14 protein-coding genes are annotated in these 26,530 nt (G+C 69.6%); 11 read left to right on the forward strand and 3 right to left on the reverse strand.

The window, feature by feature from the left end:
• The first annotated feature begins 474 nt into the window (after positions 1–474).
• From IF28_RS0109250 to IF28_RS37630, 3 genes are all read left to right on the forward strand, one after another.
• Positions 475–4,161 carry a LamG domain-containing protein gene (locus IF28_RS0109250; protein WP_234325072.1) on the forward strand — a complete coding sequence of 1,229 codons (3,687 nt, stop codon included), beginning with the start codon at positions 475–477 and terminating at the stop codon, positions 4,159–4,161.
• A 120-nt stretch (positions 4,162–4,281) separates the two neighbouring features.
• Positions 4,282–11,205 carry a polymorphic toxin-type HINT domain-containing protein gene (locus IF28_RS0109255; RefSeq protein WP_051713685.1) on the forward strand — a complete coding sequence of 2,308 codons (6,924 nt, stop codon included), beginning with the start codon at positions 4,282–4,284 and terminating at the stop codon, positions 11,203–11,205.
• Positions 11,205–11,594, forward strand: coding sequence for a hypothetical protein (locus IF28_RS37630; protein ID WP_078621010.1), 390 nt, complete (start codon positions 11,205–11,207; stop codon positions 11,592–11,594). Before IF28_RS0109255 ends, IF28_RS37630 begins: the two co-directional genes overlap by 1 nt.
• Before the next feature lie 913 nt (positions 11,595–12,507).
• Here the strand turns inward: IF28_RS37630 and IF28_RS0109260 are convergent.
• Entirely contained in the window at positions 12,508–14,358 is a 1,851-nt protein-coding gene (locus tag IF28_RS0109260; protein ID WP_030216452.1) for an ABC transporter ATP-binding protein, read from the reverse strand.
• A complete protein-coding gene (locus tag IF28_RS0109265) occupies positions 14,355–16,499 on the reverse strand; it encodes an ABC transporter ATP-binding protein (protein WP_030216453.1) in 2,145 nt (714 codons plus the stop codon). Before IF28_RS0109265 ends, IF28_RS0109260 begins: the two co-directional genes overlap by 4 nt.
• Positions 16,500–16,683: 184 nt before the next feature.
• On the opposite strand from IF28_RS0109265, the gene IF28_RS0109270 reads away from it, so the two are divergent.
• The 4 genes from IF28_RS0109270 to IF28_RS0109285 are packed head-to-tail and all read left to right on the forward strand — an operon-like array spanning position 16,684 to position 20,261.
• Complete coding sequence (locus tag IF28_RS0109270) at positions 16,684–17,586, forward strand: ABC transporter ATP-binding protein (RefSeq protein ID WP_030216454.1); 903 nt, start codon at positions 16,684–16,686, stop codon at positions 17,584–17,586.
• Positions 17,583–18,332 carry an ABC transporter permease gene (locus IF28_RS0109275; RefSeq protein ID WP_030216455.1) on the forward strand — a complete coding sequence of 250 codons (750 nt, stop codon included), beginning with the start codon at positions 17,583–17,585 and terminating at the stop codon, positions 18,330–18,332. Before IF28_RS0109270 ends, IF28_RS0109275 begins: the two co-directional genes overlap by 4 nt.
• A gap of 8 nt (positions 18,333–18,340) precedes the next feature.
• The gene (locus IF28_RS0109280) at positions 18,341–19,612 is read left to right on the forward strand and encodes a sensor histidine kinase (RefSeq protein ID WP_037892915.1); all 1,272 of its coding nucleotides are present in this window, start codon (positions 18,341–18,343) and stop codon (positions 19,610–19,612) included.
• Positions 19,602–20,261: a response regulator gene (locus IF28_RS0109285; RefSeq protein WP_030216457.1), complete on the forward strand. Its 660-nt coding sequence runs from the start codon at positions 19,602–19,604 to the stop codon at positions 20,259–20,261. The genes IF28_RS0109280 and IF28_RS0109285 overlap by 11 nt, the downstream gene beginning before the upstream one ends.
• Before the next feature lie 16 nt (positions 20,262–20,277).
• Here the strand turns inward: IF28_RS0109285 and glgX are convergent, their stop codons facing one another.
• Positions 20,278–22,530 (reverse strand): glycogen debranching protein GlgX, encoded by a 2,253-nt coding sequence (gene glgX / locus IF28_RS0109290; RefSeq protein ID WP_030216458.1) that lies wholly within the window; start codon positions 22,528–22,530, stop codon positions 20,278–20,280.
• A gap of 191 nt (positions 22,531–22,721) precedes the next feature.
• Here glgX and IF28_RS0109295 point away from each other — a divergent pair, with 191 nt between their 5' ends.
• The 4 genes from IF28_RS0109295 to IF28_RS0109310 all read left to right on the forward strand — a co-directional run bounded on the left by IF28_RS0109295 (position 22,722) and on the right by IF28_RS0109310 (position 26,491).
• The gene (locus IF28_RS0109295; RefSeq protein ID WP_030216459.1) at positions 22,722–23,942 is read left to right on the forward strand and encodes a L,D-transpeptidase; all 1,221 of its coding nucleotides are present in this window, start codon (positions 22,722–22,724) and stop codon (positions 23,940–23,942) included.
• 145 nt (positions 23,943–24,087) lie between these two features.
• Entirely contained in the window at positions 24,088–25,335 is a 1,248-nt protein-coding gene (locus tag IF28_RS0109300; RefSeq protein WP_406709863.1) for a L,D-transpeptidase, read from the forward strand.
• A 134-nt stretch (positions 25,336–25,469) separates the two neighbouring features.
• Entirely contained in the window at positions 25,470–26,081 is a 612-nt protein-coding gene (locus IF28_RS0109305; protein WP_030216461.1) for a TetR/AcrR family transcriptional regulator, read from the forward strand.
• Positions 26,078–26,491, forward strand: coding sequence for a DUF6069 family protein (locus IF28_RS0109310; protein WP_030216462.1), 414 nt, complete (start codon positions 26,078–26,080; stop codon positions 26,489–26,491). The genes IF28_RS0109305 and IF28_RS0109310 overlap by 4 nt, the downstream gene beginning before the upstream one ends.
• Positions 26,492–26,530: the final 39 nt, after the last annotated feature.

Consider the following 26,530-nt stretch of genomic DNA (forward strand, 5'->3'; position numbering starts at 1 on the left):
ATTCCCCTCCGCCGGTCGGAGTGCAAAGTCCACGACCTCGTGTGCACTGGGCCCGCGGAAGCCGAGATCAAGATCTAGTGTGTTTTCAGCGGGTTCGCTGGGAGCACACATTGCATCAGACAGCCCCAAGGGCCAGCCACAGGCTTTGTGCGCCGTCCGTGGTTCGGCGCCGGAGTGGAGCATCCGCCGCCACTGATGTTCTGTCCTTCACTGTTGCGGTTCGTCCCCTGTGAATGTGCCGTTGAGGAGTTAATGACCGCGACTAGGTTCGTGTTTTGGCTCATTGGGGCTGGTCACAAAGGCTTGACAGTTGATCTACCTCCCTGTGAAATTCGCTTGTTTGTGTGACAGATGTGACTCATGGGGGGCCAGGGCGTGTCAAGCATGCGGAGATTCAGTGAAGTTACGCGTGCGCGGCGTCGCGTGTCGTGGCTGGCCGCTCTGACGCTCCTCGCTTCTCTCCCTGTCTTCGTCGTGCCGTCCACGCCTGCTGCCGCTGATGAGGTGCTCCCCGAGGCGCTGCAGGCACAGCAGGACGCGGCCGCCTCGGGGGAGAAGATAGAGGTGGAGGACGAACGGACGGAACGGGACACGGTATTCGCCAATCCCGACGGGGAGACCTTCACCCTGGAGAGATCCATCGTTCCGGTACGAGTGCCCACTTCAGTGGGCGGCTGGACCGATCCGGACGCAACGCTCGTGGTGAGACCGGACGGATCGATCGGTCCGAAGGCTGCCACGGTCGATCTCTCCTTCTCGCCCGGTGGGCTGGGCAAGGACATGGTCACCATCGGTACGGGCGGGCGATCGGTGGTCCTGGGCTGGCCGGGCGAGCTGCCCGAACCCCGCCTCGAAGGTGAGCGGGCCGTCTACGACGACGTGTTGCCCGATGTCAACCTGATCCTGACCGCAACGGTCGAGGGCTTTCGGCAGGTTCTCGAAGTTGAAACCCTCGAAGCGGCCTCGGATCCTGCGCTGAAGTCCCTCGAGTACACGGTGGCCACTGAAGGGCTGAGGATCCACGAGGGCGCGGTGGGCACTCTTGAGGCCGTGGACGGTAACGGGCAGGTCGTCTTCCGGTCCCCCTCGGCCCGGATGTGGAACTCGGCCGGCGACACGGCTCCGGTTGCCGCCACGGACGGACAGAGCACACAGATGGCAGGGGCGGAGCCGACCGGCCGGCCGGAACGGACGGCGGCCGACCCCGAGCCGTTGCCGGCAGGACCATCGGAGGAGGGCGAGCCGCTGGCCGGACCCGGTGCCGGTGACGAGGCGGCCACGATGGACGTCGAACTGGCCTCAGGCACGGTCACCGTCACTCCGGACGCCGACCTCGTGGCGCGCACCACTGCCGCGGAACTCCCGCTGTACATCGATCCGTCCGTAGAGCTGAACGAGTCCGAGCGCACGGTGCTCTCCTCGGACGGTGACACGTTCTACAACTTCTCCGGCGGCGACAACGGCATGAGCGTCGGCCGCTGCAGCTCCGCGGTGATCGGTGGCTACATCTACTACTGCACCGAGGGCAGTGCCTACACCAACCGCATGTACTTCGAGTTCAAGCCGGACAAGCTCAAGGGCAAGCACATCCTCGACGCGACCTTCGCGGTGACCGAGACCTGGTCGTTCTCCTGCGATGCGCGGTGGGTGGACCTGGAGCGCACTGATCCGATCTCGTCCTCGACCAAATGGCCCGGGCCGGGTGGTCCGAAGTCGGACAATTCCTGGGACCAGATGGGAGACAGGCACGTGTCGGCCGGCCGCGGCGACGCTTGTTCCCCCTCGCAGCCCCGGAAGGCCATCGAGTTCAACGACTACGCGAAGGAGCCCGACGAGAACCTGACGCCGACGGTGAAGTCCTTCGCCGAAGGCAAGTTCTCCACGCTGACCTTGATGCTGAAGGCTAAGGACGAGTCGGACCCGATCGCCTGGAAGAGGTTCGACGACGACGCGGTCCTTTCGGTGACCTACGTCAGCAAGCCCGCCGTCCCGTCCGAGTACGGCCTGGAGACCGGCACCGGACAGGTGTGCAGCAAGGATCCGGCGAAGCCGACGATGTGGTCGGACCCGACGCCGAACCTGGCGGCGACCCCGCAGACCGCCTCGGGAGCGGAGTCGGGTGCCCGGCTGCGGGTGTACTTCGACATCGACCTGAAGAACACCGAAGGCCAGTGGGTGGATGCCCCGCCGCCGTCGACCGGGTCCCTGAAGCCGTCCACCGGCGGGGTCGGGGACGGAGTCGACCAGAACATGAACTGGGCGGAGCTGGCGCAGAACGGGCAGTACCGCTACCGGGCGTTCACCTGGTCGATGTACAGCTCGGACACCAAGCACCTGGACAGCTCGCAGACGCCGTTCTGCTACTTCACCGTGGACAGCGCGGCTCCCAAGCCGCCCGCGATCACCTTCAAGAGCACGTACACGGCTTGCCTGCCGGGCGCGTGCACTCCCGGCGGAGCCCCGGGCAAGGCCGGCTCCGTGACCTTCGGACCGGCCGCGGGCAGTGGGGACATCAACGTTGCCTACGCCTACAGACTCTCCACCGACAGCACGTGGCGACCCTACGTACCGGGGGCCACGGTCACCGAGACCATCACCCCGGTCGACTCCGGCACCATGACTCTCGAAGTGAGGGCGAAGGACGCGGCCGGGAGATACGGCGACAACAAGATCCGTTTCCTGGTCGGAGAGGGAGCCACTCCGGTCGGGCGCTGGACCTTCAACGAGGCGTCCGGCAAGGCGGTGGACCGCTCCGCCACCACCACCGCCCTGCGGGACGACCTCACTCTCGCCACGGGCGCGAGCCGGGTCACGACCGGCCGGCGCGGCGAGGTGACGGAGAAGCCGGTGACCGACGGCGTCGAGGGCGGGACCGTGGTCACGGCGGAGGACCAGGCCCTGCGCCTGGCCGGCAGCGGATACGCCGAGACGTCCGGACCTGTGATCGAGACACAGGCGTCGTACACCGTCTCGGCCTGGGTACGGCTGGAGTCGACCGGGCGCAATCTGACCGTGATCGGCCAGGACGGCACGTACTACAGCCCGTTCTTCCTGGGGTACTGCTACACCGTGTCGACCTGGTGCCTGCGTCTGGCCGATGCCGATGCCTCGTCGACCTCCCTGGACAACCAGCGGGTCAACGCGAAGGATCCCGCGGTGCTGAAGGCGTGGACCCATCTGGCCGCGGTGGTGGACACCTCGGCGAAGAAGCTGACTCTGTACGTCAACGGTGTCGCCCAGGGCAGTGACACGCTCACCGGCGGAGCCTGGTCGGCGTCCGGTCCACTGCAGATCGGCCGGGTGAAGTACAAGGGCGGCTACGTCGACCAGTTCATCGGCGACATCGACGAGGTCTCTGTCTGGCAGGAGGCCAAGCCGGCCGAGACGGTCGCTCGCGAGGCCGGCCCCGAGGACGCGAACGGCAAGGCGTATGCCGAGCTCGTCGCCGAGTACCGCCCTGGCAGCGTTGCCGTGGGATCGACCTCGCTCACCGACATGTCGGGTTACGGCAACACGCTGACGCTGTCGTCCGGTGCTTCCCTGGATGGCGAGAGCCTGGTCCTGGACGGCGCCACCGGGTCGGCTGCCTTGCCGCGGCCGATCCTGGACAGTACCGGCTCCTTCACCGTGGCGACCGAGGCATCGGTGGAGACGAGGGACCTGGCGGGCAAGCAGGACGGCCACCGGATGCAGGTGCTGGGCCAGCGCACCGCGGCGGGATCGTCGTGGGGGCTGTGGCTGGAGAAGACCGGCACGCAGACCGAACCCGTGCTGGATGCCGACGACAACCCGGTACTCGACGACAACGGTGTTCCCCTCATCCGCACTGTCCCGGTGGGCCGCTGGCACTTCGGTCGTCTCACTGCCGATGGCAGCGGGACATCCGTGGTGAGTGACGAACTCGCCGTCCTGGACACGCCGGTCCAGCTGGTGGGTGCCTATGACGCCCGCAAGCAAACGATCACGATGTACGTGGGTGGTACCCCTCAGGGCACTCCGCTCGCCTATACCGCCGCTGCCTCCGACGGCGAGACCAGCGTTGGCCAGGGCTGGACCGACAGCGCCTGGGGCCATCGTCTGCCTGGCCGGATCACCGACATCCGGATCTATGCCGGTGCGGTGACCGATGAGGCGCATGTCGAATCGCTGATCGGCTACTGACCGGCTGTCCCCTCCGCCGCGCCTCATGCGGCGGAGGGCCCGCGCCCCCACCGACTTCCGCACGTTCCGCCTCTCTGGAGAGCCCTCGTGTTCTTTCGTCCGCGCTTCCGACACGTAGCCTTGTCCGTCCTGCTGGCCGCTGTGCTGTCCGTCCCCGTGCCGACCACACCGTTCGGTTCGGAGGCGACCGCGGCCGAGCGGCCCGGCCGTCCGGACGTGCCCCAGGTCGAGCCCGCCCAGGTGCGGGAGGTGACCTCTCCGCGGGCCAAGGAGACGCGGGCCAAGGCAGCCAAGGAGAAGAAGGCCAACCAGCGGCTCGTGGACAGCGCCCGTGCCGAAAGACGCTCGGCCTGGCCCAAAAGATCCGAGACCACGGTGCCGATCACCACGGAACCGGCCACCGGAGACCCGCTCGTCCGGGTGAGAGCGGAGAGGGCCGGCGACTCCTCCTCCCAGGCGCGCTCCCGGGCCTCCGGACAGGCGGAGATCACCGTCCTGGACCAGAAGGCCGCCGAGCGCGCCGGTATCACCGGCGTCGTCTTCACGGTGGCAGCCGAGCATTCCGGCCCGGCCGAGGTCACCGTCGACTACAGCTCCTTCGCCTCCGCCGTCGGCGGCAACTGGGCCTCCCGACTCGGTCTGGTCAGCCTTCCTCCGTGTGCCCTCACCACGCCGGAGAAGGCACACTGCCGCGCCCGGACCGTCCAGACGGCCGACAACGACGTCCACGAGGAACAGGTCACCTCCCGGATCTCGCTGGCGGGAACCTCCGCCACTCCGACGGTCCTCGCGCTGACCGCCACCTCCGCCACGACCTCCACCGCCGGCTCCGGCGACTTCAAGGCGACGCCGTTGGCCGCCTCCGCGAGCTGGCAGGCCGGCTCGTCCTCCGGGGCCTTCTCCTGGTCGTACCCGATCACCACCCCGCCGGCTGCCGCCGGCCCTGCTCCTTCGCTGAGCCTTTCCTACGACTCCGGCAGCATCGACGGCCGCACCGCCAACACCAACAATCAGGGCTCTCTGGTCGGTGAGGGCTTCACCCTGTCCTCGTCGTACATCGAGCGCAAATACGGCGCGTGCGAGGACGACGGTCACACCGACAAGTTCGACCTCTGCTGGAAGTACGACAACGCCGCTCTCGTCCTCAACGGCAAGGCCACCGAACTCGTCAAGGACGACACCACCGGTATCTGGCATCTCAAGGACGACGACGCCTCGAAGGTCACCCGTCACACCGGGGCGGACAACGCCGAGGCCGACGGCGGCGGTGACGGCGAGTACTGGACGGTCGTCACCGGCGACGGCACCACCTACACCTTCGGTCTGGACAAACTCCCGGGTGCGGGCAGCCAGCGCACCAACTCGGTGTGGACCGTTCCGGTCTTCGGCGACGACAGCGGTGAGCCCGGCTACTCGAAGGGCGGAGAGTTCGAGTCCCGCGCCGAGACGCAGGCCTGGCGCTGGAACCTCGACCTGACCCAGGACGTCCACGGCAACGCCGCCACCTACTGGTACAAGGCAGAGACCAACCACTACGCCAAAAACGGCGACAAGACCGGCCTCGCCTCCTACACCCGTGGCGGCTACCTCGAAGAGATCCGCTACGGCCAGCGCGCCGACACCCTCTTCACCGGCCAGCCCTCCGACAAGGTCACCCTCTCCTACAAGGAGCGCTGCACCGCCACCGGTACCGGCTGTGACTCCCTGACCAAGGACACCGCCGACAACTGGCCCGACGTCCCCTTCGACAGCATCTGCTCGTCCGACGAGACGGAGTGCGAGGCCACCGGACCGTCCTTCTTCACCCGCAAGCGTCTGACCGGCATTGACACCTTCTTCTGGTCACGAGCCGCCGAGCCGGACGCCTACCAGCCGGTGGACTCCTACGGCCTCGGGCAGGAGTTCTTCGACGGTCAGGACATCGGCAACAGCTCCGACCAGGTCCTCACACTCACCTCGCTCACCCGCACCGGCAAGAACGGCACCGACATCTCCTCGCCGCCGGTCGAGTTCACCTACCAGCAGCGACCGGGCCGGGTCGACTCCACCAGCGACGATATCCTGCCGTTGACCCGCCCGCGCATCGCGTCCGTCATCTCCGAGACGGGCGCCATCACCTCGGTCTCCCTCTCCGAGCCCGAGTGCGTGCGCGGCTCCAAGATGCCGGTGGCCGAGGACGACAACAACCAGTCCTGCTACCCGGTGTACTGGCCGGTCAACGGCGGCGACATGGCCCTGGACTGGTTCCACAAGTACCGCGTCACCGCGATCACCACCAACGACCCGGCCGCGGGCAACCCCGGCACCCAGCTGACCTACAGTTACTCCGGCCCCGGCTGGCACTACAGCGACGACCCCTTCACCAAAGAGAAGCACCGCACCTGGTCGGAGTGGCGCGGATACCAGAAGGTCACCACCTACTCCGGCGACGCCGGCGCCACCCGCTCCAAGTCAGTGAAACTGTTCATGCAGGGCATGAACGGCGACAAACGCAAGGACGGCACCACCCGCACCGCTGTCGTCAAGGGCATCGACCTCGACAACGTTCCCAGCAACGACCCGGCCACCACCGGTGACGATCTCAACGTCGCCGACGCCAACGACCACGACTTCTACGCCGGCAGTCTCCGTCAGGAGATCGTCTACGACGGCGACACCGCCGTATCCACCACGATCAACAACCTCTGGTCCAAGCAGACCGCCAGTCAGCAGCGTTCCTACGCCAACACCAAGGCACACTTCGTCCGCACCGCCCGCACCTACACCGACACCTACCTGAACGCGGCCCGCACCTGGCGCATCGGGGCGGTCTCCCACACGTACGACACGAAGTACGGGATGTCCACCGCGGTCGAGGACCACGGCAACTGGTCCACCACCGGTGACGAGACCTGCACCCGCACCTGGTACGCCCGCAACGACGACAAGGGCCTCACCAGCCTCGTCTCCCGCACCCGCACCATCGCCAAGCCCTGCTCCGCGACGGACGACACCCTGTCCCTGCCCGCCGACAGCAGGACCCGCGGCGACGTCCTCGCCGACTCCGCCGTCGTCTACGACACCCCGGCCGCTACCGGCTGGGTCCCAGGCCAGACCCCCACCCTGGGCCTCGCCTCCTGGACCGGCCGCCCCACCGCCTACCCGGCCGCCTCAGGCACCGCCGACCGCAACCCTCCCGCCACCGGCGGCTGGCAGACCGTCTCCACCACCACCTACGACACCGGCAGCGCGAAACTCGGCCGTCCTCTGAAGGTCACCGACGCCGAGGGACGCACCACCACCACCGCGTACTACCCGGCCGCCGCGGGCCCGCTCGGCACCATGGTCGTCACCCAGCCCCGGCTGTCGTCCAACAACCAGGCCCACCAGACCACCACCGTCTACGATCCGGCTCGTAACGCCGTCAGCTACACCCTGGACGCCAACACCAAGCGCACCGAGCACACCTACGACGCGCTCGGCCGGATCACCGCCATGTGGCTCCCCGACCGTTCCCGCTCCGCGGGTGACAGCCCCGACGCCAAGTTCGCCTACGGCCTGGAGCGCGACAAGGCTCCCTGGAGTTCGGTCTCCACACTCAAGGCCGACGGCACCACCTACGAGACCACCTACTCCCTCTTCGACTCCCAGCTCCGTCCGCTGCAGGTCCAGGCGCCATCACCCGCGGGCGGCCGCGTTCTCACCGACACCCGCTACGACGCCCGTGGTCTCGCCTACGAGAAGTACCAGGACGCCTACGACAACATCAAGGCTCCCAACAGCACGTACAGTCAGGTTCCGTACGGAGAGGCCACCCAGACCCTGACCCGGTACGACGGTGCCGAGCGGGCCACCAACTCCACTCTCCTGGTCGACGGCGTGCAGAAGTGGTCCACCAGCACCACCTACACCGGCGACTCCACGGCCACCACCGCGCCGACGGGAGGCAACGCCACCCGTACCGTCACCGACGCCCTGGGCCGTACCGTCGAGACCCGCACCTACGCGGGGACCACCCCGGCCGACGCCGACTTCGGCGGAGCCCCCGGCGTCCCCCACACGAAGGTCGCCTACACCTACACCCGTGACGGCAAGCCCGCCACCATCACCGGCCCGGACGAGACCAAGTGGGCCTACTCCTACGACCTTTACGGCCGTCGGGTGAAAACCGTCGACCCGGACCGGGGCACCGACCTCACCACGTACACCGACCGCGACGCCATCGAGACCACAGAGGATGCCGAAGGCCGCGTCCTGCTGTACGGGTACGACGAACTCGGCCGCCGGACCGACCTGTGGAAGACCTCCCGCACGGACGCCAACAAGCTCGCCTCGTGGACCTACGACAGCGTCCTCAAGGGTCTGCCCACCGCGTCCACACGCCATGTGAATGGCGTCGGTCAGACCGGTTCCAAGGCGTACACCCAGCAGGTCACCGCCTACGACGTGCTCGGCCGTCCCTTCGCCACCAGCCTCACTCTCCCCGCCGACGATCCGTTGGTGACCTCTGGCGCGGTGGCCGCCACCACCACGCAAGAGGTGACCTACCGCCTCGACGGCACGGTGAACACCACCAAGGAACCCGCGGCAGCAGGTCTGCCCGCGGAGACCCTCACTCACCGCTACAACAGCGCCGGCCTGCAGACCGAGCTCTCCGGGGTCTCCAAGTACCTGCTCGCCGCGAACTACACCGCCCTCGGTCAGACCGGCCAGCTCCAGCTCGGCACTTCCGCCGCCGAAGGCACCAAGCGCGTCTTCCTCACCCAGTCCTACGAGGAGGGCACCGGCCGTCTGCTGAACGCCGCGGTCGACGATCAGACCCGTGGCCCGGTGCAGGACCTCGCCTACACCTACGACCAAGCCGGCAACGTCACCTCCATCACCGACAACGCCGACATCGGCACCGGTACCGACCGCCAGTGCTTCACCTACGACGCCTACCGGCGACTGGCCGAGGCCTGGACTCCGAAGACCGCCGGATGCTCGGCCGGCGACCGCACCACTGCCAACCTCGGCGGCCCCGCGCCCTACTGGAACTCCTACACCTACACCGACTCCGGTCAGCGCAAGACCGAGAAGACCAGCACCACCACTGCGGCCACCACCCGTACCTCCTGCTACGACTCCGCCCGACCGCACGCCCTGATCGCGACGACCACCGGCACCACCTGCACCGGCGTCGCAGCCCAGTACGTCTACGACAAGACCGGCAACACCACCGAGCGCGTCAAGTCGGTCGGCTCCACCGCCGAGCAGTCCCTCGACTGGAACGAGGAAGGCCGTCTCAGCCGCCTCACCGATGACGACGACGCCACCGCCACCAACTACGTCTACGACGCCGACGGCCAGCTCCTCATTCGCCGGGACAACGCCACCGACGGCGAAACCGTCCTCTACCTCGGTGCCACCGAAGTCCACCTGAAGACCGGCAAGAAGTGGGCCAGCCGTTACTACACCGCGGCCGGCGCCGCCATCGCCCTGCGCACCAACGAGACCGGCACCGAGAAGCTGTCCTTCCTCGCCTCCGACCACCACTCCACCGGCTCCGTCTCCCTCACCGCCGACTCCGCCCAGACCCTCACCAAGCGCTACACCACTCCCTTCGGCACCCCCCGCGGCAAGCCCACCGGAACCTGGCCCGACGACAAGGCCTTCCTCGGCATGCCGGCCGACACCGGAACCGGCCTGACCCACATCGGCGCCCGCGAATACGACCCGACCACCGGTCAGTTCATCAGCGTCGACCCTCTGCTCCAGCTCAACCTGCACCAGACGCTGAACGGATACGCGTACCCGGGGCAGAACCCGGTGACGGTCGCCGACCCGACCGGGCTCGGAGCGCCGGAGTGTCACCGGGGCGAGATCCCGTGCACAGGGGGCGTGCCCGACACTCAGAAAGAGATCGAGGAAAAGAAGAAGATCGTCGCGAAGACGGGCGGGAAAATCGCAGGTTATTCCACCTCGAAGCCTCCGGCGACCTGGGAGAACGAGGGGTACGGGAAGACCGACCTCGACGGCGACGGTTACATCAACCTGCTTCCCGGTGTCTACGTCCCTGCCGAGTGGCACGGAACCGGAGAGTTCATCGACCACTTCTACAGTCAGCTGAACAGCCTGACGATCTACGGGATCGACTTCTACGCCGATCATCAGGCTGACGCGCCGTATGTGAAGAACGATGTGAATTCAGCACTGCTGGACGCCTGTCATGTGACGAACTGCCCCTCGAAGAAGGAATTCTTCTACAACTGGTTCGGCACGAACGTTGTCGCCGGAATTTCGGAGGGCGGAGTCCCAGGTGTCAGGGGCGGAATTCGAACCGGGAAGTCGAGCTCGTGCAAGTGCTTCCTGGCCGGCACGGATGTCCTCATGGCCGACGGCACGACCAAGGACATCGAGGACGTCGAAGTGGGCGATCTGGTGCTCGCCGCCGACCCCGAGACAGGGGAGACGGCTCCCCGCAAGGTGACTCGTCTCATCCGCACCGAGGACGACAAGAAGTTCAACGAGCTCTCGATCGCCACGGAATCCGGCATCGAGAAGCTCACCGCAACCTTCGAGCACCCCTTCTGGTCGCCCTCGGAGCAACGCTGGATCCCGGCCCACCAGCTCGCCGCCGGCATGACACTCCTGACGGAGGACGCCCGCACCGTCATCATCACCGGCAACAAACCCTTCACTAAGAAGGCCCGCACCTACAACCTCACTATCGACGACCTGCACACGTACTATGTACTCGCTGGGCAGACGCCGGTCCTCGTTCACAATTCAGATTGGTGTACCCCTGAGGAACGCATCGAAGATGCCGCGGACATCGGTAACGGTCACGCGGGAAGCAAGCATGCCGGTGACTTTCCGGGACATTCGCCCAAGGATATTGGCGACCTGGCTCGGGACGTGATGCAGAATCCGGCCCGTACGAAACCGCTGGGCGGCGGGCGGAGAGCGTATCAGGGGAAGGACGGGTCCACGATCGTGATTCACGACCCGATGAATCCGGATGGTGGTACTATCTTCCGCCGAGATCCGACGACGATTGACGATTACTGGGATGAGTTGAACTGATGCCTGAAACTCCTGTAGCGGCGAGTGACCTGCTCACCGCGGACGAGCTCGCCTGGCTGCGGCGCGCACTGCTGGAATGGGGTGGCCCGGCTCGATGCGGCGATGAGCTCGCTGTTGGCATGGGGTTCGAAGGTGTGCAGGATCTGCTCGACCAATGCGGCAGGTTGCGTGCCGAACTCGGAGAAAGCGTTCCGATAGCCCCGGTCGATTGGGCGCGCGTATTGCTGGCCGTAGAAATTGTCTTCGTTAGTGATCTTGCAGGTTCGGGATACGAATGGACGACAACCACAGGATTTAGCGACGAGTCGAGCATTCGGACTCTGCGTGCAATCCAGTCCAAGTTGGCCAGAGTGGTAAGACCGTACTTTGGCAAGCGGCCGAGTCTGTGAACTCTGCCCGATTCCGCGACCATTTTACTGGATAGCTGCAGCAAATTTGAAGCCCCGTCAGGTGCTTCCTGGCGGGGCTTCTGGGGTGGTTGACGGCAGTAGTTGACGGCAACGTCAGCGGACAGCGGCTCCGAGGAGGGGTGGTTCGTCGGGCGGGTCTGTACAGCGAGTGGTGTAACTCGTGGGTGGGTTGTTACTGCTGTGCTGCGGTGAGCCGGCCTTCGAAGGCGATGTCGAAGGCTTGGAGGGCGGGCTTCCATCGCCTGGTACGGCGATGAGCCACCGACTTCGCTCCCAGAGGTGGACCGAATGGTCATTTCGTAGAATCTGTCGGAATCATGACCAACACGGCGCGACGCGTACTTACTGCAAACCCGACCCGAGCAAGCGTGGATACGATTCGAACCAGGGCTATTTTGGTGCGCAGTAGCAGAGCAGGAACCCATTGCCCAGCCTGCGGACTGGAGCAGGGGTTTCCTCCGTGGGGGGATGGCGGGAACATCGCTTCATTTGAAGTGTGCGTGTGCTGTGGAATCGAGTTCGGCTATGAGGACTCGACCGATGCAGGAGTTGCACAAGCACGTGCGGCGTGGATTTCGGCTGGCTGCCCGTGGCGGGGAGACCTGAAGGATCAGCCCCCGGGTTGGGACCCCGAAGCCCAGCTCAGGAACGTAACGGACGTGTCCGGGTGATCTTCCAGTGACTGCGGCATGAAGGCAGGGCCTCTTGATGGCTCGGAGGTGCGAACCGAACCGAGCCGCACCAGGAGGCCCTGTCGTCGCAGTCGTACGCGCTCACGCCCGCGGTGCTTGAGCGGGTCGCCCGGCCGTGTGATCGTCTCACGCACACGTACGGCAACGTGGCTCTTTACACGCCGCTTGCAGTGTCCCGCCGCGTGGACCTCCTTCACGCTTCACGCCAGACTGTCGCGCCAGGCGCGGTGCAGGTCGGCGAACCTGCCCGTCCCGGCGATCAGTTCGGACGGGGCGCCGTCCTCGACGATCCGGCCGTGCTCCATGACCAGGACCCGGTCGGCGATCTCCACGGTCGACAGCCGGTGGGCGATCACCACCGCCGTACGGCCCTTCAGCACCGTCGCCATCGCCCGCTGCACCGCCCGTTCGCCGGGGACGTCCAGGGAACTGGTCGCCTCGTCGAGGATGAGGACCGCCGGGTCCGCCAGCAACGCCCGCGCGAAGGAGACCAGTTGGCGCTGACCGGCCGAGATACGGCCGCCCCGCTTGCGTACGTCGGTGTCGTAGCCGTCGGGGAGGGCGGCGATGAAGTCGTGCGCTCCGATCTCCTTCGCCGCCTGCTCGATCTCCGGGCGGGTGGCGTCCGGCCGCCCGATCGAGATGTTCTCGGCGATCGTGCCGGAGAACAGGAACGCCTCCTGCGTCACCATCACCACCTCGCGCCGCAGATCGCGTCCCGTGACGTCGAGCAGGTCCACGCCGTCGAGCAGCACCCGGCCGTCGGTGGGGTCGTAGAAGCGGGCGAGCAGCTTCGCCAGCGTCGACTTGCCCGCGCCGGTCGAGCCGACGACCGCGACGGTCTGCCCGGCCGGGAGCGTGAGGCCGAAGCTGGGCAGCACCTCGCCGCCGGTGCGGTACGCGAACCGGACGTCGTCGAAGACGACCTCGCGGCCGGGCAGTCCGGCGCGCCGGGCGGGCAGTTCGCGCGGGGTGGACGGCTCGGGCACGGACGGGTTCTGGGCCAGCAGACCGGCGATCTTCTCCAGGGAGGCGGCCGCCGACTGGTAGGAGTTGAGGAACATGCCGAGCCGGTCGATCGGGTCGTAGAGGCGGCGGAGGTAGAGGACCGCCGCCGCCAGTACGCCCAGTTCGAGGGTGTCGTCCGCCACCCGGTAGGCGCCCCACAGCACGATCAGCGCGACCGTCGTGTTCGCGGTGATCCGGGAGCCGACCACATAGCGGGCCATCTCAAGCAGCGCGTCGCCGTTGGTCCGCTCGTGCCGCCGGTTCAGCACCGCGAAGTCCGCGTCGTTCGCCGCCTCGCGGCGGAAGGCGCGCACCGGACGGATGCCGTTCATCGTCTCGACGAACTTCACGATCACCGCCGCGATGGCCGTCGACCGCTTCCGGTACACCCGTCCCGCCCGCCGCTGATACGACCGTACGAGCAGATACAGGGGCACGAACGACGCCACCGCGACGGCGCCGAGGCCGAGGTCCAGCCAGAGCAACAGCACCGAGATGTAGACGGCGGAGAGGATCACCATCACGAGTTCCTGGAGGCCCTCCTCCAGGAGTTCCCGCAGCGACTCGACGTCGGTGGTGGAGCGGGAGATGAGACGGCCCGAGGTGTAGCGCTCGTGGAAGTCGACGCTGAGCGCCTGCGCGTGCCGGAAGATACGGCCGCGCAGATCGAGCAGTACGTCCTGGCTGACCCGGGCGGAGGCGTTGACGAACGCGTACTGGAGCGCGCCGGCGGACACCGCGCACAGCAGATAGCCGGCCGCCACGGCGATCAGCGGGCCGTTGTCGTTCTCGCGGAACGCCGGTACGGCCCGGTCGATGGCGTACGCCACCAGCAGCGGGCCCGCCTGTACGGCTGCCTGCTGGAGCAGCAGCAGGAGGGCGGTGACGGCGACCCTGCCCCGCATGGGGGAGAGCAGGGAACGCAGCAGTACGCCGGTGGCGCCCGGGGGAGCGGGCAACTGGTCCTGGTCGAAGGGGTCGTCGGACGGCCGGGTCAGGTCGTCGTCCTCGTCCCGGGCGGGGGCGGTGGTGGTCGCCGTCATCGCTCGTCGTCCTCCTGGGTTCCCGCGGGCTCGCCGGACATGAGGTGCGCGTACTCGGGGTTGCCGCGCAGCAGTTCGTGGTGGGTGCCGATCGCGGTGATCCTGCCGCCGGAGAGAAGGGCCACGCGGTCGGCGAGGAGGACCGTGGAGGGGCGGTGGGCCACGATGAGGGCGGTGGTGTCCGCGAGGACCCTGCGCAGTGCGGCTTCCACGGCGGCCTCGGTGTGCACGTCGAGGGCGGAGAGGGGGTCGTCGAGGACGAGGAAGTCGGGGCGGCCGACGACCGCTCTGGCCAGGGCGAGGCGTTGGCGCTGGCCGCCGGAGAGGCTGAGGCCCTGTTCGCCGACCTGGGTGTTCGTGCCGTGGGGGAGGGCGTGGGCGAAGTCCGCCTGGGCCACGGCGAGGGCGCGGGTCAGGTCGTCCTCGGTGGTGCCGCCGCCCATGAGGACGTTCTCGCCGACGGTGGCGGAGAAGAGGGTGGGTTCCTCGAAGGCCACGGCCACCCGGGAGCGGAGTTCCTCTCTGGACATCAGGGTGATGTCCGCGCCGTCGAGGGTGATGTGGCCTTCGGTGACCTCGTGCAGGCGGGGGACGAGGGCGGTGAGGGTGGTTTTGCCACTGCCGGTGGCACCGACGAGGGCGAGGGACTCGCCGGGGCGGATGTGGAGGTCGATGCGGTCGAGGACGGGCGGGGAGTCGGTGGGGGCGTCGGGGTAGCGGAAGGTGACGCCGTGGAAGGTGAGGCCGTCCTGGCCCTCCCGAGTGTCCTGGCCCTCCCGGCCCTCCCGGCCCTCCCGGCCCTCCTGGCCCTCCCGGGCGTCCCCGCCAACCCGCGGGCAGTCGTGCCGCTTGGGCGGCACGGGTGGGCGCGGACGGTGCCCTGCAAGCGCCGGGCTGCGCGGCTCGTCCGGGTGGGGATCACGCCGCTCGGCGTTACGAGGTGCCGCTGAGCCCACCCGTGCCGCCCCAGCGGCACGACTGCCCGCAGTGGCGGAGGGAGGCTGGGAGGTTGCCGCAGGTTGCGGCGCAGCTGCGGAGGGCGGCTGGGAGGTTGCCACAGGCTGCGGCGCAGCGGCGGAGGGGTGCGGGGAAGTGGCCGCATGCTGCGGCGCAGGGTGCGGGGAAGTGGCCGCGGGCTGGGGGTCGGTTTCGGGGCTGGCGTCCATCACCTCGAAGTAGCGTTCCGTGGCCGTGGCCGCTTCCTGGCTCATCGCCAGGAGGAAGCCGATGGAGTCGACCGGCCAGCGCAGGGCCAGGGCTGTGGAGAGGAACGCGACCAGCGTGCCGGCGGAGAGGTCGCCGTCCGCCACCTGCACCGCGCCCAGCACCAGCGCCGCCCCGATGGCGAGTTCCGGCAGTGTCACGATGACGCCCAGGATCGTCGCCAGCAGCCGCGCCTTGTACAGTTCCGTCCCCCGCAGCTTCCCCGACAGCTCCCGGAACGCCAGCGCCTGGCTCCGGTGCCGCCCGAAGCCCTTGATGATGCGGATGCCGAGGACACCCTCCTCGACCACCGTCGTGAGGTCACCCACCTGGTCCTGCGCCAGCCGCGCCGCGCCCGAGTACCGCTTCTCGAACACCACGCACGTGATCAACACCGGCACGGCGGGGATCAGGATGACCAGGCCCAGCGTCCAGTCCTGGATCAGCATGATGATCACGCCCACGAGGATCGTCACGCTGTTGACCAGCAGGAACGTCAGCGGGAACGCCAGGAACATCCGCAGCAGCATCAGATCCGTGGTGGCCCGCGACAGCAGCTGCCCCGACGGCCACCGGTCGTGGAAGGCGACCGGAACCCGCTGCAGATGCCGGTACAGCCCCGCCCGCATCTCCGCCTCGACACGCGACAGCGGACGCGCCACCAGCCACCGCCGGAACCCGAACAGCAGCGCCTCCGCCAGCCCGAGCAGCAGCAGATACAGCGCGCCCAGCCACACCCCCGCCGGATCCCGGTCGGCGATCGGCCCGTCCACCATCCACTTCAGGACGAGCGGGATGACCAGCCCGATGCAGGAGGCGAGGATCGCGATGAACGCGGCGGTGAACAGCCGCGCCCGCACCGGCCTGACGTACGGCCACAGGCGGAGCAGCGTACGCACGGCGGAGCGGGGTTCCGGGGGAGAAGGTGTAGTGGGCATCAGCAGCGAGCCTACGGTTCGCCACTGACACTGCCCACCGAGTTTTGGCCGGACCACCCTCCGCCCCTGGTCCTACGACCTGCGCCTACGGCGAAGTCGTACGCCCGTATCAACCGATCGGCGGATGGGCGTTCGAGCGCACCGGCCGATGTGCCGGTGGCCCCCGCGCGGCGACGCTGGGGCCATGTCCGTCATCGACGTCACCGATCTGCGCAAGTCCTACGGAGGCCGTGCGGCCGTCGACGGGGTCACCTTCACCGTCGAGGAGGGCGAGATCTTCGGCATCCTCGGCCCGAACGGCGCCGGCAAGACCACCACCGTCGAGTGTGTCGAGGGCCTGCGCGTGCCCGACGCCGGCCGGGTCCGGGTGGCCGGCCTCGACCCCGTCGCCGACCACGAGGAGGTCGCCCGCCTCCTCGGCGCCCAGCTGCAGCAGAGCGAACTCCAGCCCAAACTCACCGTCCGCGAGGCGCTGGAGCTGTACGCCTCCTTCTATCCGCGGCCCGCCGACTGGCGCCCGCTGGCCGAACGCCTCGGCCTCGCCCCGAAGCTGACCACCCGGTTCGGCAGGCTCTCCGGCGGCCAGAAGCAGCGCCTGTTCATCGCGCTCGCCCTGATCGGCGATCCGCGCGTCGTGGTGCTGGACGAGCTGACCACCGGCCTCGACCCGCGTGCCCGGCGCGACACCTGGGAGCTCATCGAGGACATCCGCGCGGGCGGCGTCACCGTCCTCCTCGTCACCCACTTCATGGAGGAGGCGCAGCGGCTCTGCGACCGGATCGCGGTCATCGACCGGGGCCGGGTCGCCGCGCTGGACACCCCCGCCGGGCTGATCCGCCGTTCGGCGGGCGCCACCGTCATCGGCTTCACGCCGTCCGAGCCGCTGGACGAGACGGATCTGCGCGCCCTGCCCGGCCTCTCCTCCGCGGCCTTCAAGGACGGCCGCGTGACCCTGTCCGGCACGGACGAGACGGTCAACGCCGTCATCACCCTGCTCGCCCGCACCCGCGTCACCGCCCACCAGCTCCGGGTCACCGACACCACGCTGGACGACGCCTTCCTGGACCTCACGGAGGCCACCGCATGACCACCGACGTCCTCGACACCGCCGTACTGAAGACCGAACTGCGCCTGTTCCGGCGCGAACCCGGCGCCCTGTTCTGGATGCTGGTGTTCCCGACCCTGCTGCTGGTGATCCTCGGCTGCGTCCCGTCCTTCCGCGAGGCCGACCCCTCCTACGGCGGACTGCGCCCGGTCGACGCCTACGTACCGGTGGCCGTCCTGCTCGGCCTGACCGTCGGCGGGCTGCAGGGCATGCCACAGGTCCTCACCGGCTACCGCGAGCGGGGCATCCTGCGCCGGATGTCCGCCACGCCGGTGCGCCCGGCCGCGCTGCTGTCCGCGCAGATGGTGCTGTGCGGCGGGGCCGCCCTGCTCTCGGCGCTGCTCGCGCTCACGGTCGGCCGGCTCGTCTATGGCGTACGGCTGCCCGAACAGCCCCTCGGCTACCTTCTGGCGCTGCTCCTCGCCATGCTCGCCACGCTCTCCCTGGGTGCCCTGCTCTCCGCCCTGTCCCGCACCACGAAGATGGCCGGCGCGGCCGGCTCGGCCGCGCTGTTCCCGGCGATGTTCTGCGCCGGCGTCTGGCTGCCGGTGCAGGCCATGCCGGACCTGCTGGCCGACATCGTCGGCTGGACCCCGTTCGGGGCCGCCGCACAGGCCCTGAACGAGGCAGCGGCCGGCGACTGGCCCGGCTGGTCCCACCTGGCGGTCCTGGTGGCGTGGACGGTGGTGCTCACCTCGGCGGCCGCGCGCCGCTTCCGGTGGGAATGAGCGCGCCGATGGCCGACACTGGCCCGATGACCGAGGCCGGCACCGTCGAACGCCAGTGGACGGCGTTCCACCAGTGGGGACCGTTCGGTCTGCTCGCCGTCGGCACGGCCGTCGCCGCCGCGGGCACCGGCCTGGTCGGCATGACGGCCGGCCAGTGGTACGTCGCCGGCGCCCTGGTCGCGGTCGCGGCCGGACTGCAGGCGTGGTGGGCCGGGGCGGCCCGCGGCCGGCCGGGGCCGACCGCGGCGAGCGGCTGCCTCTACTTCGCGCGCTGCGCCATCACGTTCGTCCTGACCTGGCTCAACCCGCTGTTCGGCTTCTACGCGTACGCCGGCTACTTCGGGGTCGACCGGCTGCTGCCGCCTCGGCTGGTCAAACCGGGACTCTTCCTCACGGCCGTGACCATCGCGGGCTCCCAGTCGGGCGGGCTGCCCCCGGACGACGAGCCGGGCTGGGTGCTCTTCGGCGCGATCCTCGCGGTCAACGTCGTCCTGCTCGTCGTGTTCGCCCGCCTCGCCGACACGGAGGAGGCGCGCAACCGCGCCCGGGTCCGGACCATCACCGAGCTGGAGCGCGCCAACACCGCGTTGCGGCAGGCCCTCGACGAGAACGCCGCACTGCACGCCCAGCTTCTCGTCCAGGCCCGTGAGGCCGGCGTCGCCGACGAGCGCGGACGCCTCGCCGCCGAGATCCACGACACCCTCGCCCAGGGCCTGACCGGCATCATCGCCCAGCTCCAGGTCGTGGCCGCCGCCCCGGACCCCGCCCTCGGGCGTGCCCACCTGGACCGGGCCCTCGCCCTGGCCCGGCACAGCCTCGGCGAGGCACGCCGCTCCGTGCACGACCTCGCGCCGGCCGCGCTGGCCGACGACACCCTGCCGGACGCGCTGGAGAAGACGGTGACGGCGTGGAGCGGACGCACCGGCGTCCGGCCCCGGTTCACCGTCACCGGCACCGCCGAGCCGCTCCACGACGAGGTCGCCGCCACACTGCTGCGCATCGCCGAGGAGGCCCTGTCCAACACCGCCCGGCACGCCGCCGCCGGCCGTGTCGGCGTCACCCTCTCCTACATGGGCGACGAGGTCACCCTCGACATCCGCGACGACGGCCGGGGCTTCGACCCGCTGACCGCACGGCGGCGCACCTCCGTCGGCGGGTTCGGCCTCGACGGCATGCGGGCCCGCGCCGAACGTGTCGCCGGCACCCTCACCGTCGAGGCCGAACCCGGCCACGGCACCGCCGTATCGGCTCGCGTACCGTTGGTCCGCGATGACCGCTGACGCCACGAACACCGACGCCGTGATCACCCTCCTCGTCGTCGACGATCACCCCGTCGTGCGTGACGGACTGCGCGGCATGTTCGACTCCGCGCCCGGATTCCGGGTGCTCGGCGAGGCGGCGAACGGCGTCGAGGCACTGGGGCGGGCCGCCGTCCTGGACCCCGACGTGATCCTCATGGATCTGCGGATGCCCGGCGGGGGCGGCGTCGACGCCATCCGGGAACTGTTCCGGCGCGGCGCCCGCGCCAAGGTCCTCGTGCTCACCACGTACGACACCGACTCCGACACCATCCCCGCGATCGAGGCCGGCGCGACCGGCTATCTCCTCAAGGACGCGCCCCGCGAGGAGCTGTTCGGCGCGGTCCGCGCGGCGGCCCAGGGCCGTACGGTCCTCTCCCCGGCCGTCGCCTCCCGTCTGGTCTCCGCCGTCCGCACCCCCCGGGCCCTGGGCAACGAGCCCCTCTCCGCCCGTGAGCGGGAGGTGCTGGCACTGGTCGCGCGCGGCACCTCCAACAAGGAGATCGCCCGCGAGCTGTTCATCAGCGAGGCGACCGTGAAGACGCACCTCACCCACGTGTACGCCAAACTCGGCGTCAACGACCGAGCGGCGGCGGTCGCCGTCGGCTACGACCGGGGCATCCTCGGCTGAAACCCGGCCGCCCCGCTCAGCCCCGTACCCGCAGCAGCAGCACCGTCCGCCCCGGCACGGTGACCGGCGTCCCCGCCGGGTGCTCCGTGCCGGGCGGATCCGACTGCTCCTCCCGCCCGGTGTCGACGACCACCTCGTACCGCTCCGCCCAGGGCGGGCCCGGGAGTTCGAACTCCACCGGGTCCTCACCGGCGTGCAGGACGGCCAGGAAACCGTCGTCCAGGACCGGTGCCCCGTGCTCGTCACGCCCCGGGATGTCCCGCCCGGAGAGGTACATGCCGAGCGTGGCGGCCGGCGCGTACCAGTCGCCCTCGGTCATCTCCGTGCCGCGCGGGGTGAACCAGGCCAGGTCGCGCAGCCCGTCCGCGGAGTGCGCGCGGCCGGAGAAGAACGCCCGGCGGCGCAGCACCGGATGGTGGTGGCGCAGGGCGATCAGCCGGGAGGTCAGCTCGAACAGGGGCCGCCAGTCAGGGTCTTCGAGCAGCGTCCAGTCCACCCAGCCGATCTCGTTGTCCTGGCAGTAGGCATTGTTGTTGCCGCGCTGGGTACGGCCCAGCTCGTCGCCCGCGACCAGCATCGGCACGCCCGTCGACAGCAGCAGCGTGGTCAGCAGGTTCCGCAACTGCCGCCGTCGTAGGGCCCGTACGGCCTCGTCGTCCGTCTCTCCCTCCACACCGCAGTTCCAGGCGCGGTTGTCGTCGGTGCCGTCCCGATTGCCCTCGCCGTTCGCCTCGTTGTGCTTGCGGCCGTACGACACGAGGTCGCGCAGGGTGAAACCGTCGTGCGCGGTGACGAAGTTGACCGAGGCGTACGGCCGCCGCCCGCCCCACGCGTACAGGTCGCTGGAGCCGGACAGGCGGTATCCCATCTCCCGTACGTCCGGCAGCGCGTGGCGCCAGAAGTCCCGCACGGTGTCGCGGTAGCGGTCGTTCCACTCCGTCCACAGGGGAGGGAACGCGCCCACCTGGTAGCCCCCGGAGCCCACGTCCCACGGTTCCGCGATCAGCTTCACCCGGCGCAGCACCGGGTCCTGCGCGATCACCGCGAGGAACGGGGAGAGCATGTCGACGTCGTGCATGGAGCGCGCCAGCGCCGCCGCCAGGTCGAAGCGGAAGCCGTCGACGCCCATCTCCGTCACCCAGTAGCGCAGGGAGTCCGTGATCAGGCGCAGCACGTGCGGCTGGACGACGTGCAGCGTGTTGCCGCAGCCGGTGTAGTCGGCGTACCGGCGGGCGTCGGGCTGGAGACGGTAGTAGCCGCGGTTGTCGACGCCCTTCAGGGAAAGCGTGGGCCCCAGCTCGCCCGCCTCCGCGGTGTGGTTGTAGACCACGTCGAGGATCACCTCGATCCCGGCCGAGTGCAGGGCGCGCACCATCCGCTTGAACTCGCCGACCTGCTGCCCCCTCGTCCCGGAGGCCGCGTAGCCGGCGTGCGGGGCGAAGTATCCGATGGAGTTGTAGCCCCAGTAGTCGCGCAGGCCGCGCCGCAGCAGATGGTCCTCGTGCGCGAACTGGTGCACCGGCAGCAGCTCCACGGCCGTCACGCCCAGCCTCACCAGGTGCTCGACCGCCGCCGGGTGGGCGAGACCGGCGTACGTGCCGCGCAGCTCCTCGGGAATGCCGGGGTGGCGGCGCGTGAACCCCTTGACGTGCAGCTCGTAGATCACCGAGTCCGCCCAGGGCGTCTTCGGCCGGCGGTCGTCCGCCCAGTCGTCGTCATCGTGGACGACCACCCCCTTGGGAACGTACGGCGCCGAGTCCCGGTCGTCGCGCACGGTGTCCGCGACATGCTGCTCGGGCCAGTCGCGGACATGCCCGTACACCTCCGGCGGCAGCGCGAAGTCTCCGTCCACGGCGCGGGCGTACGGGTCGAGGAGCAGCTTCGCCGGGTTCCAGCGGGCGCCCGTCCAGGGGTCCCAGCGGCCGTGCACCCGGTAGCCGTACCGCTGTCCGGGCAGTACGTCCGGTACGAAGCCGTGCCAGATCTCGTGCGTGAGTTCGGTCAGCCGGGCCCTGCGCTCCCGGCCCCGCTCGTCGAACAGGCACAGCTCGACCCCCTCCGCCCCGCCCGCCCACAACGCGAAGTTGGTCCCCGCCACCCCGTCCGGGCCGACCCGGAACCGGGCGCCCAGGGGCGTCGGCCGGCCCGGCCGCACCGGCACCGTGGGCACGGGCGGCGCCGGCCGCACGCCGTTCACGACGGCGGCCGGGCGCCCGTCCCCGGCGGCCCGCTCCGCGGCCACCGCCTCCTGCTCGGCTGCGCTGGACACCTGTCAGCCTCCCGCGGCTCGTGGGGGACGACGTGCGGACAGGGGTGTACGGCCCTCTCCCTCGGCTCCGGCCGCGGCTCCCCGGCGCGTCGTCCTTCCCTCAGTTCTGCCCAGAGGGTGCCTCGCACTCACGTTTCCCCGGGGGGCGGCATGGTCGTTTCCCGGAGGCGACGCCCGTCGTTGGTCACCCCGTGAGGTACGTACAAGGGCGCGCACGGCGCGCGAGGGCCGCGCTGGCAGCCGTAGTGACATGGGCAGGACTGCTGACCGGAGCCGCCGGCTGCACCCCGGACGGCGGCGTCGGCGGGGCGTTCGGGCCCCCGGCGGCCGAGGACGTCATCCGGGTGACGCCGGGCGACGGCAGCGAGGACGTACGCCCCGGCTCCGGGCTGCGGGTGCGGGTGCCGGACGGGCGGCTGGAGTCGGTGGAGGTCCTCGTGTCGCAGGACGCCCACGAGACGCGGGTCCCCGGGCGGATCTCCGGCGACGGGCTGACCTGGCGGCCCGACGAGGAACGGCTGGCGCTCGCCGCGAAGTACACCGTCGACGCGGTCGCCGTGGATGGCTCGGGCCGCCGCTCCGCCCGCCGCACCACCTTCACCACGTACGTCCCGGAAGAACGCTTCATCGGCTACGTCGCCCCCGAGGACCGCACCACCGTCGGCACCGGAATGATCGTCTCCCTGGAGTTCAACCGGCGGATCGTCCACCGCGCGGCCGTCGAACGCGCCGTCCAAGTCACCGCCCGCCCGGCGGTCGAGGTCCGCCCGCACTGGTTCGGCGGCACCCGGCTCGACTTCCGCCCCGAGCGGTACTGGAAGCCCGGCACCGAGGTCACCGTCGCCCTGAACCTGCGCGACGTGGAGGGAGCGCCCGGCGTGTACGGGCTCCAGCAGCGCACGTTCACGTTCACCGTCGGCCGCAGTCAGGTGTCGGTGGTCGACGCCGCCGAGCACACCATGCGGGTGCACCGGGACGGGGAGTTGCTGGCCACCGTGCCGGTCACGGCGGGCGCGCGGAAGACACCGACGTACAACGGGCTGATGGTGATCACCGAGATGCTCGAGGTCACCCGCATGAACGGCCGCACGGTGGGTTTCGGCGGCGAGTACGACATCCCCGATGTCCCGCACGCCATCCGGCTGACCGGTTCCGGCACCTTCCTGCACGGCAACTACTGGGCCGACACCGGGGTGTTCGGCGGCTCCAACGTCAGCCACGGCTGTGTGGGGCTGCGCGATGTGAAGGGTGGCGGGGCGGACACCCCGGCGGGCTGGTTCTTCGACCGCAGCCTCGTCGGTGACGTCGTCGAGGTGGTCAACAGTCAGGACCGTACGGTCGCCCCCGACAACGGTCTTGGTGGATGGAACATGAACTGGACGAAGTGGAAGGCGGGCACCGCGGTGAAGTGACTCCCCCGGCGGGCCGTTGAACTTGCAACGGAACGGTGACAAACCCGTCGCCTCGAACGCCCCTGGCCTGTGGTTACTATGCGCCGAGCGCGCGTGGGGCGCGCGGGGGCGCGGGTCCGGCCAGGCCCGCCGAGGGGAGTAACAAGTGAACGTGGGACCCATATCGGGGGCGGCGCCGGCTGGCGCCAGGGGTCGGGGCGGACGGAGGCTGGCGGCGCTGGCACTCGGCGTGATGCTGGCGGTCACCGCCTGCGGCGGAGGGTCGGACGCGGGCAGCGGCTCGGGCGACGGCAAGAACAAGGGCAAGGACGCCACCGCCGCGCAGAGCAAGCAGTCCGAGGCCGTCGTCGCCATCGCGCCCGAGGACGGCGCGAAGTCCGTCGGGACCAGCGGCGCGCTGAAGGTGAGCGCGACGAAGGGCAAGCTGACCGAGGTCGTCGTCAAGAACCCGGACGGCAAGAAGATCGACGGCGAGTTGGCCGGGGACGGCGCCTCCTGGACGCCGTCCACCCATCTGGCCGCCTCCACCAAGTACACGGTGCACGCGGTCGCCAAGGACTCCGAGGGCCGTACGGCGGCCGAGGACTCCAGCTTCACCACGCTGACCCCGAAGAACACCTTCGTCGGCACCTTCACTCCGGAGGACGGCTCGAAGGTCGGCGTCGGCATGCCCTTCTCGCTCCGCTTCACCCGGGGCATCACCAACCCGGAGGACGTCGAGAAGGCCATCAGCATCACCACCGAGCCGGCCGTCGAGGTCGCGGGCCACTGGTTCGGCAACGACCGCCTCGACTTCCGGCCCGAGAAGTACTGGAAGGCCGGCACCAAGGTCACCGTCGACCTCAACCTCGACGGCGTCGAGGGCCGCGACGGCGTCTACGGAAAGCAGACCAAGAAGGTCTCCTTCACCATCGGCCGCGAGCAGGTCACCGTCGTCGACGCCAAGAAGCTCACGATGAAGGTCCAGCGGGACGGCAAGGTCGTCAAGACCATCCCGGTCACCACCGGCGCGCCCGGCTATGAGACCTGGAACGGCAAGATGGTCATCAGCGAGCGGCTGTCGGTCACCCGGATGAACGGTGAGACGGTCGGCTACGGCGGCGAGTACGACATCAAGGACGTCCCGCACGCCATGCGCCTGTCCACCTCCGGCACCTTCATCCACGGCAACTACTGGGGCGGCGACGCCTTCGGCAACCGCAACGCCAGCCACGGCTGCATCGGACTGCGCGATGTCCGCGGCGGCTGGGACAAGGGCGCGCCGGCCGCGTGGTTCTTCAACAACTCGATGCTCGGCGACGTGGTGGAGGTCAAGAACTCCAACGACGCCACCATCGCCCCGGACAACGGCCTGAACGGCTGGAACATGTCCTGGGAGAAGTGGAAGGCGTAAGCGCCCGGGGCACTCGGTGCGTGCCTGAACGGTGACGGCGGGGCCGGTGACGGCCCCGCCGTCTTTTGGTCTCCGGACCGGAGTGAGTGCTCACTCATTGACGGAGTGAGTGCTCACTCCGTATGCTCGTGGTCATGACGGAACCCAATGAGAACCAGCCCGGTCGCCGCCGCGCCCCCGGCATGTCGCCGGAGCGTCGCCGCGAAATGATCATCCAGACCGCGATTCCGCTGATCACCGAGTACGGCGCCGCCGTGACGACCGCGAAGATCGCCCGCGCCGCCGGCATCGGGGAGGGCACGATCTTCCGTGTCTTCGCCGACAAGGACGAGCTGCTGCAGGCCTGCGTCGCCGAGGCGCTCTCCCCCGAGCACGCGGTCCGCGAACTCGACGCGATCGACGTGTCCCAGCCGCTGTCCGACCGGCTCGCCGAGGCGGCCGAGGCGCTGCAGGCGCACATGTCCAGGATGGGCGCGATCATGGGCTCCCTGGGCCATCGCGGCGGCAAGCATCCCGGCACGGTGCGCGGCGCGGGCCGCGAGGAGTCCACGGCCCGCATCCGTACGGCCCTGGCGGACCTCCTCGAGCCCGAGCGGTCCTCCCTGCGCCGCCCGCCGGAGCAGATCGCGGCCCTCTTCTTCGGCCTGCTCTTCGTCCAGCCCCGTACGGACGACGAACCCGATCTGACCCCGGGGGAACTGGTGGACGTCTTCCTGCACGGCGCGCTCTCGGAGACCGCCGGATGATCACCCGGAAGCGCCGCCTCACGGTCACGGTCCTGGCCGTCCTGGCCCCGGTCCTGGTGTGGCTGACCGCGGACCCCCTGCTGGGCCACCACCCGCACATCACCGACGGCGAGGAGACCCTCGACCTGGGCGCCGCCCCGATAGCGGTCGTGGCCCTGCTCGCATCCCTCGCCGCCTGGGCCCTGCTGGCCGTCCTGGAACGCTCCGGCGTCCGCCGGGCCCGCACGATCTGGACGGTGATCGCCTGCGCGGTCCTGGTCCTGTCCTTCCTCCCGCTGACCGGCGAGGGCATGGACGCCGGCACGCGGACCTCGCTCGCCCTGATGCACCTGGCGGTGGGAGCGGTGCTGATCCCGGGGCTGGCGGGCGGGTCCCCGCGAGCGGGGGGAGCCGGTGCCGCCGGGGCGTGACGCAAGGCGTTCCGCGATCCGCCGTCCCCGCGCGAGGGC

Source organism: Streptomyces sp. NRRL WC-3626, from assembly GCF_000718785.1.
GTDB lineage: Bacteria > Actinomycetota > Actinomycetes > Streptomycetales > Streptomycetaceae > Streptomyces > Streptomyces edwardsiae.